The sequence below is a fragment of the Yoonia sp. KMU-150 genome (assembly GCF_056858355.1).
Window position 1 is genome coordinate 368,817 of sequence record NZ_JBXEQF010000001.1, and the last position, 17,492, is coordinate 386,308.

At 63.9% G+C, this 17,492-nt stretch carries 7 protein-coding genes; 2 read left to right on the top strand and 5 right to left on the bottom strand.

Going from position 1 to position 17,492, the window contains the following annotated elements; genetic code table 11:
* Positions 1-66: 66 nt before the first annotated feature.
* On the top strand, positions 67-546 hold the full coding sequence (locus AC04PH_RS01805; protein ID WP_483064031.1) for a hypothetical protein: 480 nt from the start codon (positions 67-69) through the stop codon (positions 544-546).
* Between the two features lie 226 nt (positions 547-772).
* Here the strand turns inward: AC04PH_RS01805 and AC04PH_RS01810 are convergent, their stop codons facing one another.
* The 5 genes from AC04PH_RS01810 to AC04PH_RS01830 form a co-directional block, all read right to left on the bottom strand.
* Positions 773-1,534: an IS5 family transposase gene (locus AC04PH_RS01810; RefSeq protein WP_483064032.1), complete on the bottom strand. Its 762-nt coding sequence runs from the start codon at positions 1,532-1,534 to the stop codon at positions 773-775.
* Between the two features lie 74 nt (positions 1,535-1,608).
* A complete protein-coding gene (hemE, locus tag AC04PH_RS01815) occupies positions 1,609-2,637 on the bottom strand; it encodes a uroporphyrinogen decarboxylase (protein ID WP_483064033.1) in 1,029 nt (342 codons plus the stop codon).
* Positions 2,638-2,724: 87 nt separating this feature from the next.
* A complete protein-coding gene (locus AC04PH_RS01820; protein WP_483064034.1) occupies positions 2,725-3,528 on the bottom strand; it encodes an ABC transporter substrate-binding protein in 804 nt (267 codons plus the stop codon).
* Positions 3,525-4,241: an ATP-binding cassette domain-containing protein gene (locus AC04PH_RS01825; RefSeq protein ID WP_483064035.1), complete on the bottom strand. Its 717-nt coding sequence runs from the start codon at positions 4,239-4,241 to the stop codon at positions 3,525-3,527. The genes AC04PH_RS01820 and AC04PH_RS01825 overlap by 4 nt, the downstream gene beginning before the upstream one ends.
* On the bottom strand, positions 4,235-4,939 hold the full coding sequence (locus AC04PH_RS01830) for an ABC transporter permease (RefSeq protein WP_483064036.1): 705 nt from the start codon (positions 4,937-4,939) through the stop codon (positions 4,235-4,237). The genes AC04PH_RS01825 and AC04PH_RS01830 overlap by 7 nt, the downstream gene beginning before the upstream one ends.
* A 281-nt stretch (positions 4,940-5,220) precedes the next feature.
* Here AC04PH_RS01830 and AC04PH_RS01835 point away from each other — a divergent pair, with 281 nt between their 5' ends.
* Positions 5,221-17,487 (top strand): DUF7507 domain-containing protein, encoded by a 12,267-nt coding sequence (locus AC04PH_RS01835; protein WP_483064037.1) that lies wholly within the window; start codon positions 5,221-5,223, stop codon positions 17,485-17,487.
* Positions 17,488-17,492 lie beyond the last annotated feature (5 nt).

A 17,492-nucleotide genomic window follows, 5' to 3' on the forward strand; every position in this document is an offset into this window, starting at 1 on the left:
TTTGTTCCATTAATGTTCTATCAATATGTTCTTGAGGGCATCTTCCATCCCTGCTAATTGATGCTCATGAGAACTTATATCCCCGAATCCCTACGGAAGCGTCTCAAAGATATTGAGGCTGCACAAAAATCTTTGGAAGCCGAACGCGTTGAGATCGTCTCGGCAATTGAAATCATCAGTCGCTACGCTGAGTCTCAACATCAAGATATGGGCATCAAAAATGCTGCAAACACAACTGAGGGAGCCCAGCGTCCTGATGGAATTCCAACGATATGGGAGATGACTCGGTCCGTTCTTGAGGAGACAGATGGTGGCCCAATGTTGGTTGACAGTATTGTAAATGAAATTGGATTCCGTTGGTGGCCTGGTGTCAATAAATCCCAAATTGCGCCAACAATTTACAAGTTTGCGAAGGATGGACGTTTAAACAGACCCGGCAAAGGATTGTTTGCCCTTGTCATGGAAGAGAATGAGCCGCCCAAAAGCGGCTCAGAAACCAAGGAAGTTGCAGCTTCCTTTGATAGGACAAGCAAAAGCTTGTTCTGATTTCAACTTTCCTGCGCTCCGCAGGCCAGACCTCGCACTGGAAGCTGCGAGGAGAACGATATGAGGCCAAAAGTGCCCATATAGTTCCCCAGCCGGTGTGCGATGCGAAGCATGGCTATCCGGGTGCAGCCCCACTTGAGGGGCATATCGGCGGGGGAGCTGTCCAGCTTCTCCGCCTACTTTAAAATATATCTTGAACAAATGGCCGATTGTCAAGATTTTCCGTTTAGGGCGTGGATTCGATAGCACGCAGCCACAGTCTTGAGGATGCGAGGGCGACGGCGGCGATGAAAGTGGCGGCGTGTTTCTCGAAGCATTTGGCAATGCGGCGGACCTGTTTGAGATTGCACAAGAAGCGTTCCACGAGGTTGCGTTGACGATAGAGATCGGCTGGAACGCTGCGCTGGAGTCGCACCCGGCTTTGCGTCGGGATGTGCGCCTCGCCACCGCGGTCGCGCACCAACTCGACCAAGGCGCGGCTGTCGTAACCCCTGTCAGATATGACGGTGCCGGATAGCAAGGCGTTCAGCAGGAGCGGTGCAGCGGTTTTGTCGGAGGCTTGTCCGGGGGGGATCAACAGCTTGACCGGTATACCATCCTGATCGACGACGGCGTGGACCTTGGTGCTCAATCCGCCACGAGAGCGGCCGATGGCGTTATCCGTCCCCACTTTTCCGCCTGCGGCGTGTTGGTGGGCTCGGACGATAGAACTACCGATCAGGTGCAGGGAATGCGGCGACCGCCGTGCCGGTTCTTCGAATGTCTTCAGCCAGATACCGCGTTCGGCCCAGCGGTCGAACCGATTGTAGACGGTCATGTAGAGGCCGTAGCGCTCCGGCAGATCGCGCCAGGGCGCACCGGTGCGAAGCACATGGAGTATTCCGTTGACCACCCGCCGATCGCCCACCTGTAGCCCGCACTTGCCGGGTCTCGGCAGTAACGGATGCACGATCATCCATTCCTCGTCGCTCAGATCGTATCGCGCCATGACAACCTCCTGCTCTTTTGCAGGAATGAACCACCAGTGCCATCCCACGGGAATACCCCAATTGAGTACACGCACTAGCCGCTGCGCACGGTGTCGATCATCAGTCGCACGTTGTCGGGGTCGGCATCGGGGGTGATGCCGTGGCCGAGGTTGAAGATATGCGGGCCGCCCGACAGGGCGTCGACGATGCGGCGGGTCTCGGTCACCAGCGCGTCGCCGCCGGTGACCATATGCAAGGATTTCAGGTTGCCCTGCACGCAGCCCATGGGCTGCACGTGTTCGGCCACCCATGCCGCATTGATACCGTCGTCCACCGCGATACAGTCGGCTCCGATAGCGCGGTGCGCACCCTGATAACGTGCGCCGGCCCCGCGCGGAAAGGCGATGACAGGAACGGTGGGGTGCTTCGCCTTGAGGGCGGCGGTGATGCGCTGCATCGGGGCGATGGAGAAGTCGTTGAAATCCGCACCCTCCAGCGATCCGGCCCAGCTGTCGAAGAGTTTGACCACCTCGGCGCCCGCGTCGATCTGCATCGACAGGTAGGCGATGGTCGCGTCGGTGATACGGTCGATGAGAGCGGTGAAGGTGGCGCGGTCTTCGGATTTCAGCGCGTGCGCCGGGGCCTGATCGGGCGTACCGCGCCCGGCGATCATATAGGTGGCGACGGTCCACGGCGCACCGGCGAAACCGATGAGCGTGGTATCGGCAGGCAGTTCGCGCGACAGGATTTTCACGGTTTCATAAACCGGGGCGAGGTGATCGTGGATCGCGTTCGCGGGTTTGAGCGCATCGAGTTGCGCGCGACTGGTGATGGTCGACAGGCGCGGGCCTTCGCCGGTAACGAACCACAGATCGGCGCCGAGGGCCTGCGGCACCAGCAGGATGTCGGCGAACAGGATCGCGGCGTCGAACCCGTAGCGGCGGATCGGTTGCAGCGTGACTTCTGCGGCCAGTTCGGGATTGTAGCACAGCGACAGGAAGTCGCCCGCCTGCGCCCGCGTGGCCTTGTATTCAGGCAGATACCGCCCCGCCTGCCGCATCATCCAGATTGGCGGTGTCGGCAGCGTTTCGCCTGCCAGCGCGCGCAGGATGGTTTTGGTCATCATCTGTCCCTTTCGGTTCGTCGGGCGTGCATATGACAGGTCAAGGGGCTTTGCCAGTGCGCGTCGTGTCGCAAGGGCGGGCGTGGATCAGTTGTCAGCGTTGAAGACGAAGAGTTGCTGGCCGTCGATGGTGTAGCCGTCGATCAGCGTGCGTGCCGCATCCCCGGTCAGCCAGCGTTCCAGCCGGAGAGCCGCCGCATGAGCGACATGGGGGTGCCGCTCGGGATTGACCGGAAGATAGGCGTATTGGTTGAACAGCGCCGGATCGCCCGCATAGAGCAGCGCCAAACCGGCGGTGTTGCCGAAATTCAGCCAGCTTGCCCGGTCGGCGAGGATATAGGCATCGAGACCCGCTGCGGTGTTCAGCGCGGCGCCCATGCCGGCACCGACGGCGTGATACCACGGTCCTGTCTGCGCCGGATCAGTGTCTAATGCGGCCCAGATCGCCAGTTCCGTCTGGTGCGTGCCGCTTTCGTCACCCCGGCTGACGAATGGCGCGCGGACGTCTGCGATGCGCGCGAATGCCTCTGCCGTGCTGCCCGCGTCGGCGATGCCGGCGGGATCGGCGGACGGGCCGATCAGGACAAAGTCGTTGTACATGATCTCGCGCCGGTGGGTGGCATGACCGGCGGCGACGAAAGCCTCTTCCGCCGCGCGGGCATGCACGAGGATCGCGTCGACGTTACCGGCCTGGCCAAGCCGCAGGGCTTGTCCTGTGCCCACGACAAGCAGTTGCACCTCGATCCCCGTGTCGGCTCTGATCTGTGGCAGCAGCACGTCGGCCAGCCCGGAGTTTTCGAACGAGGTGGTGACGGCCAGGCGCAGGGTTTCGGCCTGCGCCTGCACCGCATACAGACACGTGGCGGCAGCCAACAGGATCGTGCGGATCATTCGACGATGTCTCCTCTCAGGAAGGCGCGCAGGGCGCTTGTCTGTGGGGTTTCAAAAAACGCGGCGGCGGGGCCGGTTTCGTGCACTTGTCCGCCAAGCATGAAGATCGCGTCCGTAGCCAGGCGGCGCGCCTGACCGATGTCGTGTGTCGCCATGACGATCCTTGTGCCCGCGGCAAGCGTGGCGACGAGTAGAGTTTCGATCTCGCGCGTGGCGCGACCGTCGAGGCTGGCGCAAGGTTCGTCGAGAAACAGCAGCGCCGGTTCACGGATCAGGGCGCGGGCAAGTGCCAGTTTTTGCCGCTCGCCGCCTGACAGGCGTGTGGCCTGCAGGCGAGCCGCATCCTGTAAACCGGTGCGCGCGAGCCAGTAGGTGACGCTGTCTTCTATCCGTCGCCGCGCCCAGCCGGCCAGTTGCAGCGGGTAGCGCAGGTTGTCGGCCACCGAGCGGCGCAGCATGATCGGTTGCTGAAACACATAGGCCTGTGCCGCGCGGGCCGTTGCGGGGGCGACGGGCCAGTCGATCGCGCCCTCGCTGAGGCGTTCGACACCGTGAATTGCCCGCAACAGTGTCGTTTTTCCCGACCCGTTGGGACCCAGCAGCACGGTCAGCCCACGGTCGTCGAGCGTGTGTGTTACGGGACCGAGGATCGTGCGGTCCCGGCGTTTGACCGTTACGCCCCGCAGCGAGATGGGAAACAGCGACGCTACCATCGGCCCGACCTTTCGGTGCGCGACAGCCAGTGGATCGCGATGTTGACCAGCAGCGCCAGCGCGATCAGCACGAAGCCCAGACCAAGGGCCAGCGCGAAATCGCCCTTTCCGGTTTCCAGTGCGATGGCGGTGGTCAGCACGCGGGTGGCGTTGTCGATATTGCCGCCCACGATCATGATCGCGCCGACCTCGCCGATGGCGCGGCCGAAACCGGCGAGGGCCGCAGTCAGCAGGTTGCGCCGTCCGTCCCACATCAGCGTCTTGATGCGCTGCCATTTGCCGGTGTTCAGAGAGATCAGAAGGTCATGGTATTCGGCCCAAAGTTCGCGCATCGCCTGATGGGTGATCGACGCGATCAGGGGCGTGATGATGATCACCTGCGCGATGATCATCGCGGTGGGGGTGAAAAGCAGCCCCAGCACGCCGAAGGGGCCGGAGCGCGACAGCAGGATATAGACGATCAGCCCGACGACGACGGGTGGCAGGCCCATGAGCGCATTGATGACCGCGATACAGAACCGGCGGAAGCGAAACCGCTGCACTGCGAGAAACGTGCCGAAGGGGATCGCGATGGCGCAGGCGATCACCAGCGCCGACAGCGACACCTGCAGAGAGCGCAGGCTGATCGCGATTAGGTCGGCATCGCCCGACAGGATCAGCCGGGCCGCAGCCTGCAAACCTTCGAGGATGTCACCCATGTCGCGCCTTTGCCGTTTCGGTGCCGTCTTGCCTGTCGATCACAAGACGGCCCCCTGCGCAACATGCAGGGGGCTGGGCCTTGGATGTCATGGATCAATCCCGTTGGCACCGGCGGCGCGATTGCGTTGCAACAGTTCGTGCCGCATTGCCGGATATGACAAAAAATCTGGAGAGTTCACCTTGACGCTCCCCCGGAAGTTGTGACGGTAAACACAAGCAAAAGATAACACGCGGGCGTGAGCGATTGCCGTTCGGACCCGCCAACAGGGCGTATGTTCAGATGATCCGCAGGCTGTTCTCTCGTTTGATCCCGATTCTTGCGACTCTGGTCATTGCGGCACCGGTCACCGTGCAGGCGACGCCCTTTACCCAGACGGTGCCGGGCACCGGAGTTGCGCTGCCGGACGAGTATCCCGGAGCCGGCGGTGTCGCGATCGTGCTGACGGGTGTGAACGGCAACATCTATTACCAGTTCTCGGACCCGGCCGGTGCCTTTGTCGGGTTCCAGTATCGTGGGCAGCCGGCGCGGTTCCGTGGTAACCCGTTCACGATCAACGATCCGATTGCGCTCGATTGCGGGTTTCGGCCGTGCCGGGATTATTTCGGTGGCGCGTTGGCGCGGGTCGATATCCGGTTTTCCGCATATGACGGCGATACGCAGGGCACGCCGACCACGCCCGCCAACCAGCGTGGTTTCGACTACGAAGACATCTCTCTGGTGATGAACGGCTTCGACGTCGGCAGCTGGTCGAACCGGACGACGGACCAGACCAACAACGCGGGCACCGTCAGTTTTGGTCTGGTGACGGGATTCGGTAACAACACGTTCAACACCGGCTGGTTTTCGTCGCAGAACCCGGCGCTGCTCAACAACATCCTGGATACGGGGCAAACGTCGACCCAGGTGCGCGACCGGGACCCGGACGACAACTACTGGGACTTCACGCGCGGCGGCAGCCTGCCGCGCCCCGACCTGCGCAGCATCGCGCCGGGCTACGAGCTGGAAAAGACGGTGCGCGGCGGCGATCTGACGTTCGACGCGGTCGGCGACGTCATCACCTATGACTATATCGTCGGCAACATCGGGTCGGTCGATATCGAGAATATTACGGTGTTCGACGACCAGATCGGCAACGTCGCCTGTACGCCGACCGAGCTTGAGCGCACGCGGCGCGGCACGGCGACGCAACCCAACCGCGCGACCTGCACCGGAACATACACCATCACGCAGGAGGACTACGACAACCGCAGCGTCACGAACATCGCGCAGGCCAACGGTACACCGGAGTTCGGTGTGCTGGGCACGTTGACCGACCAGGTGATGATCACCGGTCCCGCCTTGTCCCCGGCGATCACGCTGGAGAAGGTGGCGGTGCCGCAGAGTTTCGCCGCCATCAACGAAACGATCCGCTACGACTTTACCGTGCGCAACACCGGTGACGCGACGCTGCGCAACGTCGTCGTGACCGACCCGAGGATTCCGGGGCTGAGCTGCACGGTACCGACCCTGCTTCCGATCAGTGCGGCGAATCCGACCGACAACAGCTTTACCTGTTCGGGGACCTATGTGACGACGCAGGCCGATGTCGACGCCTCTGCCGCGGGCAACGACCTGAGCAACACCGCGACCGTGCGGTCGCGCGATCCGCAGAACCGGCTGGTTCAGGCGACCGCGACCGAGACAGTAACAGGCCCCGCCGCACAGCCGGCGATGACGCTGGTCAAGACCGTGCAGGCGACGGATTTCAACGCGACGACTGACAACATCGGCTATCAGTTCCGTGTGACCAATACGGGCAACGTGACCTGGCCCGGACCGCCGACGATCACGGATTCGCTGGGGATCGCGGTTTCATGTCCTGCCGGTGCGGTGAATGTCGGCGCCAGCGTGACCTGCAGCGCGACCTACGGCGTCACGCAGCCGGACCTCGACGCGGGCCAGATCGACAACAGTGCTACGGCCAGTATCACTGTAAATGGCGTGACTGCGACGGCGACCGATACCGCCAGTGTGACTGGCACGCAAAGCCCTGCCTTTACCGTCGACAAGGAATACCTGTCCGGCCCCAAACCGTTTTCAGCAGTGGGTGAGGAGCTGACCTATCGTTTCACCGTGCGCAACACCGGTAATGTGACGCTGGCGGCAGTGACGGTCACCGACGACAAGGTTGCGCCGAACTGCCCGGTGGGTTCGCTGGCCCCCGGCGCGACACTGGTCTGCACCTCCGACCCCTACAGTATTCAGCAGATCGACCTCGATGCGGGGCAGGTGCTGAACACCGTGACCGTAAGCGCCAACGATCCGCAGGGCGATCCGGTGCCGCCCGTGACCGCGCAGGAAACTGTCCTTGCCAACCGGATGCCTGCGATGGCGATTGAAAAGACCGCGCAGGAGCCCGCGATCTATGCGCAGGGCCAGACCGTCACCTATACCTATACCGTCACCAACACCGGCAATGTCGGCCTGACCGACCCGATCCTGATCCGCGACGACAAGTTCCCGGCGGAATTCGCCTGCGGGTCCGGTGCGCTTGCCCCGACGCAGACGCGGGTGTGCACGGCGGATTACATCATCACGGCGGCTGATGCGGCGGCGGGTTTCGTCACCAACATCGCTCTGGCCGTGTCCGGCACGACGGAATCGCCCACCGACAGCGTGACTATTCCGCAGGCCGGTGAACCGGAGCTGGTGCTGGTCAAGGCGGCGGATGACGCCAATTCGACAGACGGCACAGCAGAGTTCAACGATGTCGGCGATATCGTCGCCTATACGTTCACGATCACGAATACCGGCGACCGGACGATTTCCTCGGCCGAGCAGATCACCGTCAGCGACCCGCTGATCGACAACAATGCGCCTGCGGGCGGTGTCGATTGTTCGGCGCAACCAAACCCCACGCTGTTTTCGACGCAGACCGGCGGCGGGCCGACGTCTTTTGTCTGTACCGGCGAATACCGGGTCACGCAGGGCGACATCAACCGCGGCTTCATCGACAACACCGCCACGGCCAGTTTCACGTTCAACCGCAACGGGACGCCCACGCTTTACACGTCGCCGGTATCCTCGGCCCGGGTGGAGACCAATGTGGTTCCCGATTTCACCCTTGCGAAGGATGCGGTGAACCCGACTTTCACGGCCGCTGGCGAACAGGTGACGTTCCGGTTCACCGCGACGAACACGTCAAACCAGCGGATCGCGACCGTGACGGTGACTGACCCGGCCATTCCGGGCTTCAGCTGCACGATTACCGGTCTGCGTCCGGCGCGCTTCGCGCCGCAGAACGAGGGCTCCTGCACCGGGGTCTATACGACCACACAGGCGGATATGGACAGCGGCACGTTCACCAATACCGCATCGGCCACGGCCGTTTCCACCACCGGCACCACGATCCCCGAGCGGACTGCGAGCGCGACGATCACCCGTCCCGTCGGTGCCATCAACCGCGCGATGACCATGGTCAAGACGCCATCGAGCGCGACCTATGCCGCAGTCGGCGACAAGATCACCTATACCTTCGGGGTGACGAACACCGGCAACGTCACCCTGACCGATGTGACCGTCACCGACCCGCAGCTTGGCACCAGTTGCCTGATCCCGACGATCCCGCCCGGTGTGACCGACAGCAGCTGCACCGCCGAACTGACGGTCACGCAGCCGCTGATCGACGCGGGCAGTTTCGCCAACACGGCGACGGCGACGGCGGCGGGCACGCCGGATGCGCCCGCCAACGCGAGCGTCACCGGGCCGACCCGCACGCCCGCGATTACCATGACCAAGGTGGCCGATGCGCCGTTCACTGCCGTGAACGACGTGGTGACCTTTACCCTTACGGCGCGTAACGCGGGCAATGTGACGCTGACCGGTGTGACGATCACCGATCCCTTCTTTACACCTGCTCTGACCTGTAATCTTGCCGATCTGGCACCGGGCGCGACCGACAGCTGTATCGCGACCTATCAGGTCATGCAGGGTGACGTGGATCGCGGGCAGATCACCAATACCGCCACGGCCAGCGGTACCGGTGGCGGGCAGACGGTGACCAACCCCGGCACCGCTGTCGTCGACGGCCCGGCAGAGGCCCCGGCGGTCACGATCGCCAAGGCGGATCGTGACGGTGACGGTCTGTTCGGTGCCGCGGGCACGACGCAGGACTATGATCTGACGGTGACGAACACCGGCAACGTGACCTTGCAGAACCTGCAGGTCGTCGACGCGATGATCGGGCTGAACTGCCAAATCGCGACGCTTGCCCCCGGTATCAGCACCACGCAATGTGACGTGCCTGCACAGACTTTGCAGGGCAGTTATATCGTGCAGCAGGGCGATGTCGACGCGGGCGGGCTGGACAATACCGCCAGCGTCAGTGGTGAAACGACGCGGAACACGCCGGTAACTGGCTCTACCATGTTGACGCTGAACGGGCCCGAGCAACTGCCCGCGCTGACCATCGACAAGCAGGCGGTGAGCGGGCCGAACCCGACGACCGCCGGTGGTGTGACGACCTTTGAATTCGATGCGGTCGGGCAAATCATCGGATATGAATATACGGTTCGCAATACGGGCAACATCACCCTGACCGCGCCGATATCCGTGGCCGACGACCGCACCACGGTCAGCTGCACGCAGGCGGCTGGCGCACGGCTGGCGGTGGGTGACACGATCACCTGCACGGCGACCTACCGGGTCACGCAGGCCGATCTGGATGCAGGTGACGTGATGAACACGGCCACGGCATCGGTGACGCAGACCGTCGTGCCCGGCCCGACCTATCCGAACGGGACCGCGGCGATCACCTCTGCCCCCGACAGCGTGACGGTGGATGCCGACCAGCAGCCCGCGATCAGCCTGAACAAGGCGATCACGCCCGGCACGCCGACGACCTATGACGCGGTGAACGATACGATCAGCTATACCTTCACGGTGCGCAATACGGGCAACGTGACGACGACCGCGCCAATCACCGTGACCGACCCGGCTGTCGGTGCGCCGATCACCTGTGCGCCGGCGGGGCTGGCACCGGAGGCCACGGCATCCTGCACGGGCACCTGGCCCGCGCAGCAGATCGACATAGACAACGGCAGTTTCCAGAATACGGCGAACGCGAGCACGACCTTCAACGGTATGGCTGTTCCGTCCGGCCCCTCGAGTGCCACCGCCAATGCGGTGCAGCAACCGGCGCTGGCAACGGTAAAGGCCTTCGTGTCCCTCGTGCCGCCGGTCTTCGTCGATCCGAGTGTCGCCACCTACAGTTTCAGCGTGACCAATACCGGCAACCAGACCGCCGTCGGTCCGATCGACATCGTCGACAACCTGATCGGGACATTCGAATGTTCGCCCGGCGATCTGGCACCGGGTGACACCATCAGCTGCACCGGCACTTACGTCATCACGCAGGACGACGTGCGGCTGGGCAGTGTGACCAACGTGGCCTTCGCCCGCAGCCCGACCGTCAGCAGCCCGCCCACATCCGAGACGATCCCTGAGAACGGCGTGCCCGCGCTGAGCATCACCAAGGTCGCGGATGTGACGACTTTCAGCGCTGTGAGCGACCCGATCGTCTATACCTACACGGTGCGCAACACCTCGACCGGGTCGCCGCCACCGGCCTTTGCCAATGATATCTTCATCAACGACGACAAGTTCCCGACGCCGATCCTGTGTTATACAACGGCGGGGGGTAATCCGTCGCTGAGCCCCGGAGACGAGGCCACCTGCACCGCGACCTACCGCGTGACGCAGGACGATCTGGATGCGGTCGCCGCCGGAGTGACGGACGGTTTCGTGACGAACAATGCCTCGGGTCAGACCCGGTTCGGCACGACCGATGTCGTCTCGCCACCGCGCAGCGTGACCGTGGTGGGCGAGGCGCTGCCCGCCCTTGCCGTGACCAAGACCGTGGCCGGGCCGTCGCCCGCGGCGGTGACGGATATGCTGACCTACACGATCACGACCCGCAACACGGGCAACCAGACGATTTCAGGCGTGGTGGTCACCGATCCGCGCATCGACGTGCTGACCTGCACCATCGGCGGGCTTGCGGCCCCGTCCAACATCAGCCTTGCACCGGGTGAGGAGGTGATCTGCACTGGTCCCTATACCGTGACGCAGGATGACATCGACGCGCAGGCGCTGAACAACACCGCGACCGCGACCGGATCGAACCCGCAGGGCGACCCGGTGACGGCAAGCGGCAGTGCCATGCAGCCGGTGGTCGACGATATGCCGGCGGTCGACATCGTAAAGACACTGCGCAATCCGCCGTCCGGCGGACAGCCCGCCTTTACCGACCCCGGCCAGATCCTAACCTACGACATGGTGGTGACCAATACCGGCAACGTCACGTTGGCCACGACGGACGTTTCGGACATCCTGTTCCCGGGCGACGTGCGCAGCATCGGCGCGCTGGCACCGGGTGAGGAAGACCGGAGCGTCTCTTATGACTACATCGTCACGCAGGAAGATATCGACCGCGGTTTCATCATCAACAGTGCGACCGCCACATCCACCGCCGACACGCCCGATGCGACGGTTGTGACCGACACCGCGCGGCTGAACAACACCGGCCCTGACCGTTTGCCTGCGATCGCGATGAGCAAGATCGCCGACACTGCCGGCTTCGACGTCGTCGGCGATGTCGTCAGCTATCGCTACGTCGTGGCGAACCTTGGCAACATCACCATCACGGCGCTGCCGCAGATCACCGACGACAAGATCGCGAACGTGGTGTGCGATCCGTTGCCCGCAACCGGGTTGCGGCCTTCGCAGGAGGTGACCTGCCGTGGTGACTACACGGTGATCCAGGACGATGTGGATGCGGGTTTCGTGACCAACCTCGCGACGGCCAGTGTGGCGAATCCGCTGGGCGGTGCGCCGCTGACTACGCCGCCGCAAACCGCCACCGTCACGGCGGAACGCCGGTCGTCGATGACGCTGGTGAAGACACCGTCGATCACGACGGATGTGCGCGCCGGCGACGTGATCACCTACAGCTATACCGTCACCAACACCGGCAACGTCAGTTTGACCAATGTGCAGTTGAGCGATCAGCACACATCGGCCAGTGGCACCGTCGCGCTGAGCCTGTCGAACGGCGGGTTGATCCCCCTGATCCTGCCCGGGCAGCCGGAGACGGTCACCGCGACATACACGGTGACGCAGGACGATATCGACCAGCAGGTCGATCTGACCAACGTGGCGACAGCGACGGCCGAGACGCGCTTTGGCTTCACGCCGCCCGCGCCGCAGGTCGACGACGCCCTTGTGACGGTTGCCCCGAACGCGCCGCTGCTGGAGGTCATCAAGGACGTGACATTGCCCGCGACACTCGAGCGGGGGGCGACCGTCGTGTTCCCCGTCACAGTCGAAAATACCGGTAACGTTACTTTGCGGGCACCGGCCCTGTCGGACACTCTGACGCGGCTTGACACGACCGTGGTCAGCCCGGCACCTGTGGCGGTCTATCTGCGCGGTGATACTGGCGGTGACGATCTGATGTCGATCGGCGAGGTCTGGGAATACGAGGTCCGACATGCTCTGACACAGGCGGATATCGACGCGGGCGGGTTGTCCAATACAGTGCGCGCGTCGTCCCAGGATTTGCTGGGTAACCCTGTGTCGGACCTGTCCGACAACGGGATCAACCCAGCAACACCGAACGAGCCGACGCGGGTCCTGATCCCCGCGCGACCTGCCATCGAGGCAGAGAAGGTGATTACCTCGACGACGGTCGGTCTGGGCGATATCGTCCGGTTCGAAATCCGCGTACGCAACACCGGCAATGTCACATTGTCCTCGGTGGGTGTGTCGGGCGATACGCTGACGCGCGACGACCCTGCGGCGACGCCGCTGACATTGACGACGCCCCCCGCATTCTTTGCCGCCGACAAGGGGTCGCCCTCCGGGACGCTTCAGGTGGGTGAGGTGGCGACGTATCGCGCCACCTACGTGCTGACGCAGGAGGATATCGACGCGGGCGGAATCGCCAACACGGCAACTGTGGTGGGCACGCCGCCGGTCGGATCGCCGGTCACCGATGTGACCGACAATGGCGACGATACCGACGGCAACACCACGGACGATCCGACACGGCTACCGATTCCGCCGATGCCGGGCATCGCGATGACCAAGGCGCTGACCTCGGGCGGGCCGACGTTCGATGCCGTGGGCGACGTCCTTGTCTATACCTTTACGGTGACGAACACCGGCAACATCACCCTGACGGATCCGGTCGACATCAGCGATCCGCTGATCACGGATGCCGGCGGAACGATCACCTGTGGGCCGGTGCCGCTGACACCATTGGCCGACCTGACCTGCACCGGCAGCTATAATGTCACGCAGGACGATATCGACGCGGGCGAGGTGCTGAATGCGGCGACGGCAAGCGCCGGCGTGCTGGTCACTCCGCCGTCGACCGTGCGTGTGCCCGCGTTCCAGGCCCCGGCGCTCGAGACGGAAAAAACCGCGACGGCGATCACCGTCGACGGGGTCACCAGCACCAGCCTGACGGCAGAGCTGTTCGTGACGGGCGCTGTCATCGACTATCGCTACACGGTGACCAACACCGGCAATACGACGCTGACCCAGCCCGTTACGGTGACCGACAACCTGATCAGCATTGTGACCTGCCCGGCCCTGCCTGCGGGTGGTCTTGTCCCGCAGGGAACGCTGGAGTGCACCGCGCAATACACGGTGACGGAAACGGATGTGCAGATCACGTCCGTGACCAATATCGCCTCCGCGATGTCAGGCACCACGAGGTCGCCGCTCGTTTCTGTGACGGTGCCTGCGGATGGCAAGCCCGCGCTTGAGACGGTGAAATCGCTGGTCGGTGTCACCAATCCCGACGGGAGCGCGTCGACCGGGACTGCGTTCGACGAGGTTGGCGACATACTGACCTATCAGTTCGACGTGACCAACACGGGCAGCATTGCCTTTGCCCGCGACGTGACGATCAGCGACACGAAGTTCGCGGCACCGATCACCTGCTTTACCCCCTCGACCGCCGATCCCGATCTGCGGGCGGGCGAGACGATCAGCTGTACGGCGGATTACACCGTCACACAGGACGATCTGGATGCGGGCGAGGTCGTGAACGAGGCCTTTGCCGAAACGATCTTTGGCGCCGCAAACCGGCCTGTCGTGTCCGACCCGGTGACGCAGACGACGCCAGCGGACAACGATCCGCAGATCGCCATCGCCAAGTCGGCGACGCCGGCACGGTTCAACACCGTGGGTGAGGTGCTCCGCTATACCCTGACGCTGTCGAACACCGGCAACCAGACGCTGACTTCTGTCACTGCGCGCGATCCGCTTTTGCCGGGATTGGTGTGTGACTTTGCGACGCTGCCGCCCGGTGCGACCGAAACCTGTTCAGCGGATTACACCGTAACGCAGGCCGACGTGGATGCGGGCCAGGTGGTCAACAGCGCCAGCACCGCCGCCGTGACGCCGCAGGGCACAGGCGTCGGCGACAACACCACGCTGGTAACCCCCGGACCGGCGGCAGTGCCGGGGCTGGCCCTGACCAAGACCGCCACGCCCGATCCGTTCGGCCCTGTGGGGTCCGCGATCACCTATGTGTTCACGGCGGAAAACACCGGCAACGTCACGCTGACCAATGTTACGGTCACCGATCCGATCACCACGCCGCCCTTCACCTGCACCATCGCGCGGATCGCTGTCGGGGGCAGCGATGGGACGTGCACGCTGTCGCTGCCGGTGACGCAGGACATGGTGGATGCGGGGCAGATCACGAATACTGCGCGCGCAAGTGCCGTCGACCCCAACGGCACGACGCTGACGGCAAGCGACACGATCACGACACCGTCGCAGGCACCGCGTCCGGCTATCGAGGCCACCAAGGTGGCCAGCCTGAACGGCACCGCTGTGGGTAGCACCATCGACTATACGCTGTTCGTGCGAAACACCGGGGACGTGACGCTGACACCGACCGGGATCACCGACTCCATGACACGGTTCGATGGCACCACTGCCGGGCTTGCCCCGGTGACCTTTGCCTTCCAGTCGGGCGACACTGACGGCGACCGCCGGATCGACGTTTCGGAAACCTGGGTCTACGTCGCGCAATACACGCTGACGCTGGACGATGTAAACGCCGGCGGCTTGCGCAACACGGTGACGGTCGACGCGACCGATCCGTTCGGGAACCCGGTGCAGGACGTGTCCGACAACGGCAATGATGCGGATGGCAACACCGCCGACGACCCGACCGAGGTGGAGATCGTGCCAGGACCCGCGCTTGACGCGACCAAGGTGCTGACGCAGGGCGGTGCGGTCGCGGGCGACGAGGTGGTCTTTACCGTCACCGCGCGCAACGTGGGCAACGTGTCGCTTGATAACGTGACGCTGGCCGACACTATGACGCGGGCCGACGGTACCGACATCACGGCTGGCATCGCGAGCACCGACCTTGTCGATCCGACACAGGCGGGCACGCCTCTGGCACCGGGCGACAGCCGCGCCTGGCTGGTCCGCTACGTGCTGGAGCAGGCCGACGTGGACGCGGGCGGCCTGGCCAACGTGGCGGTCGTGACGGGCACCGATCCGGGTGGCGCACCGGTGCGCGATGTCGCGGACAACGGTGACGACAGCGACGGCAATCTGGTGGACGATCCCACGCGCCTTGCCATCGTGCCGACCCCGGCATTCGAAGTGGTCAAGACGGCGGTGCCCTTCGCCGATCCGGCTGCGGTCGTGCGGGCGGGTGAGACCGCCAGCTATCTGATCACGGTCAGCAACACGGGCAACGTCACGCTGGACAATCTGGTGTTGACGGACACGATGACCAATCTTGACGGTGCGGTGCTGACGCCGGACAGCCTGACCCTGACGACCGGTGTGTCCGAGACGGAGATCGGCACGGGGCAGACCAATGTCTATACGCTGGTCTATACCTTGACGCAGGCGGATATAGACGCGGGCGGGATCAGCAACACGGCGACGGCTGACGTGACCACGCCGGGGGGTATCCCGCTGACCGACGTGTCCGACGATGGTGACGATACTGATGGCAATGTGCTCGACGACCCGACGGTAATTCCGCTGGGGCAGGTGTCGTCGGTCGATGTGACCAAGGACGCGACCCTGCCGGTACGCGTGGCACCCAACCGGTTCGAGGTGACGTTCGACATGACCGTCACCAACACCGGCAACGTGACGCAGCGCAACCTGGATATCCGCGACGATCTGGCGGCCTTTGTCGCCCTGGCGACGCTGGTGTCGGTGACGCCGCCGCAGGTTGCGGGCTTCGACGGCACGGCCAATACGGGCTACGACGGGGTGAGCGATACCGCGCTGCTGACGGCGGGGGCGAACCTTGCGCCGCAAGCGACGGGCACGATCGCGATCACCGTGGTTTACGACACGACGAACGGATCGCCTGCGCAGCCGAACACGCTGGTGGTGAATTCGGACACTTTGATCGGGGCCGCGCTGGCCACGGCCGCAGTGCCGGCGGTCGACGACCCGGATATCTTTGCGATGAAATCTGTGACTCCGGACAATGCGTTTCTGGGGGCGACCGTCACATATCGGCTGTCGTTCGAAAACCAGCTGGGCACGGCAGAGGCGAACCTGACGATCGTAGACGACCTGCCGCCCGGTGTGCTGTTTACGCCCGGAACGGCGCGCTACAACGGTGCGGAAACGCCCGTGCCGGTCGTGATCGGGCGGCAGATGCGCTGGTCGGGTGTGACGCTTGGCCCGCGCGAAACGGTCGTGATCACGTTCGACGCCCGTGTCACGGGTGCGGCGGGAGAGCTGGTGAACCGGGCCTATGTGCTGGGACCGGACGGCACGCAGGTATCGAACACCGCGACTGCGACCCTGCGGCGGCCACCGGAGGCCGTGTTCGAATGCGGCGACGTGATCGGCAAGGTCTTCGACGACCGCAACATGAACGGCTATCAGGACGGCATTTCCGATCCGGCCTATGGCCAGCCGGGCAACAATCCGCAGATCACCGACCAGAGTTATGACGGTGGCAAGGGTGCGCCCGCGCCGGTTATCGAGGCCCCGGACTACGAACCGGGCCTGCCGGGCGTGCGCCTGTCGACTGTGACCGGCACGCTGATCACGACCGATGAATATGGCCGCTTCAGTGTGCCCTGTGCGGAATTGCCTGCCGATATCGGATCGAACTTCACGCTGAAGCTGGACGAGCGCACGTTGCCGACAGGCTATCGCGTGACGACAGAGAACCCGCGGGTGATCCGGTTGACGCCGGGCACGGTGGCCAAGCTGAACTTTGGCGCGGCGATCGCCAACGTCGTGGATATCGACCTGATCGCGTCGGCATTCGTCGGCACGCAGCCTTCGGGGGCGCTGGTGGCCGGTGTCGATCAGCTGGTGGCCTATCTGCAGACGGAGCCATCGGTGCTGCGGCTGAGCTATTACATGAACGGCGAAGGCCGCGATGTCGCGCGACTGCGGCTCGATACGGTCGAGGCGCTGGTGCGCGACCGCTGGCGCGGCGGCGGTGGGTATCGTTTGCTGATCGAACGCACGATCCGGCAGATGCAGTAGGATGA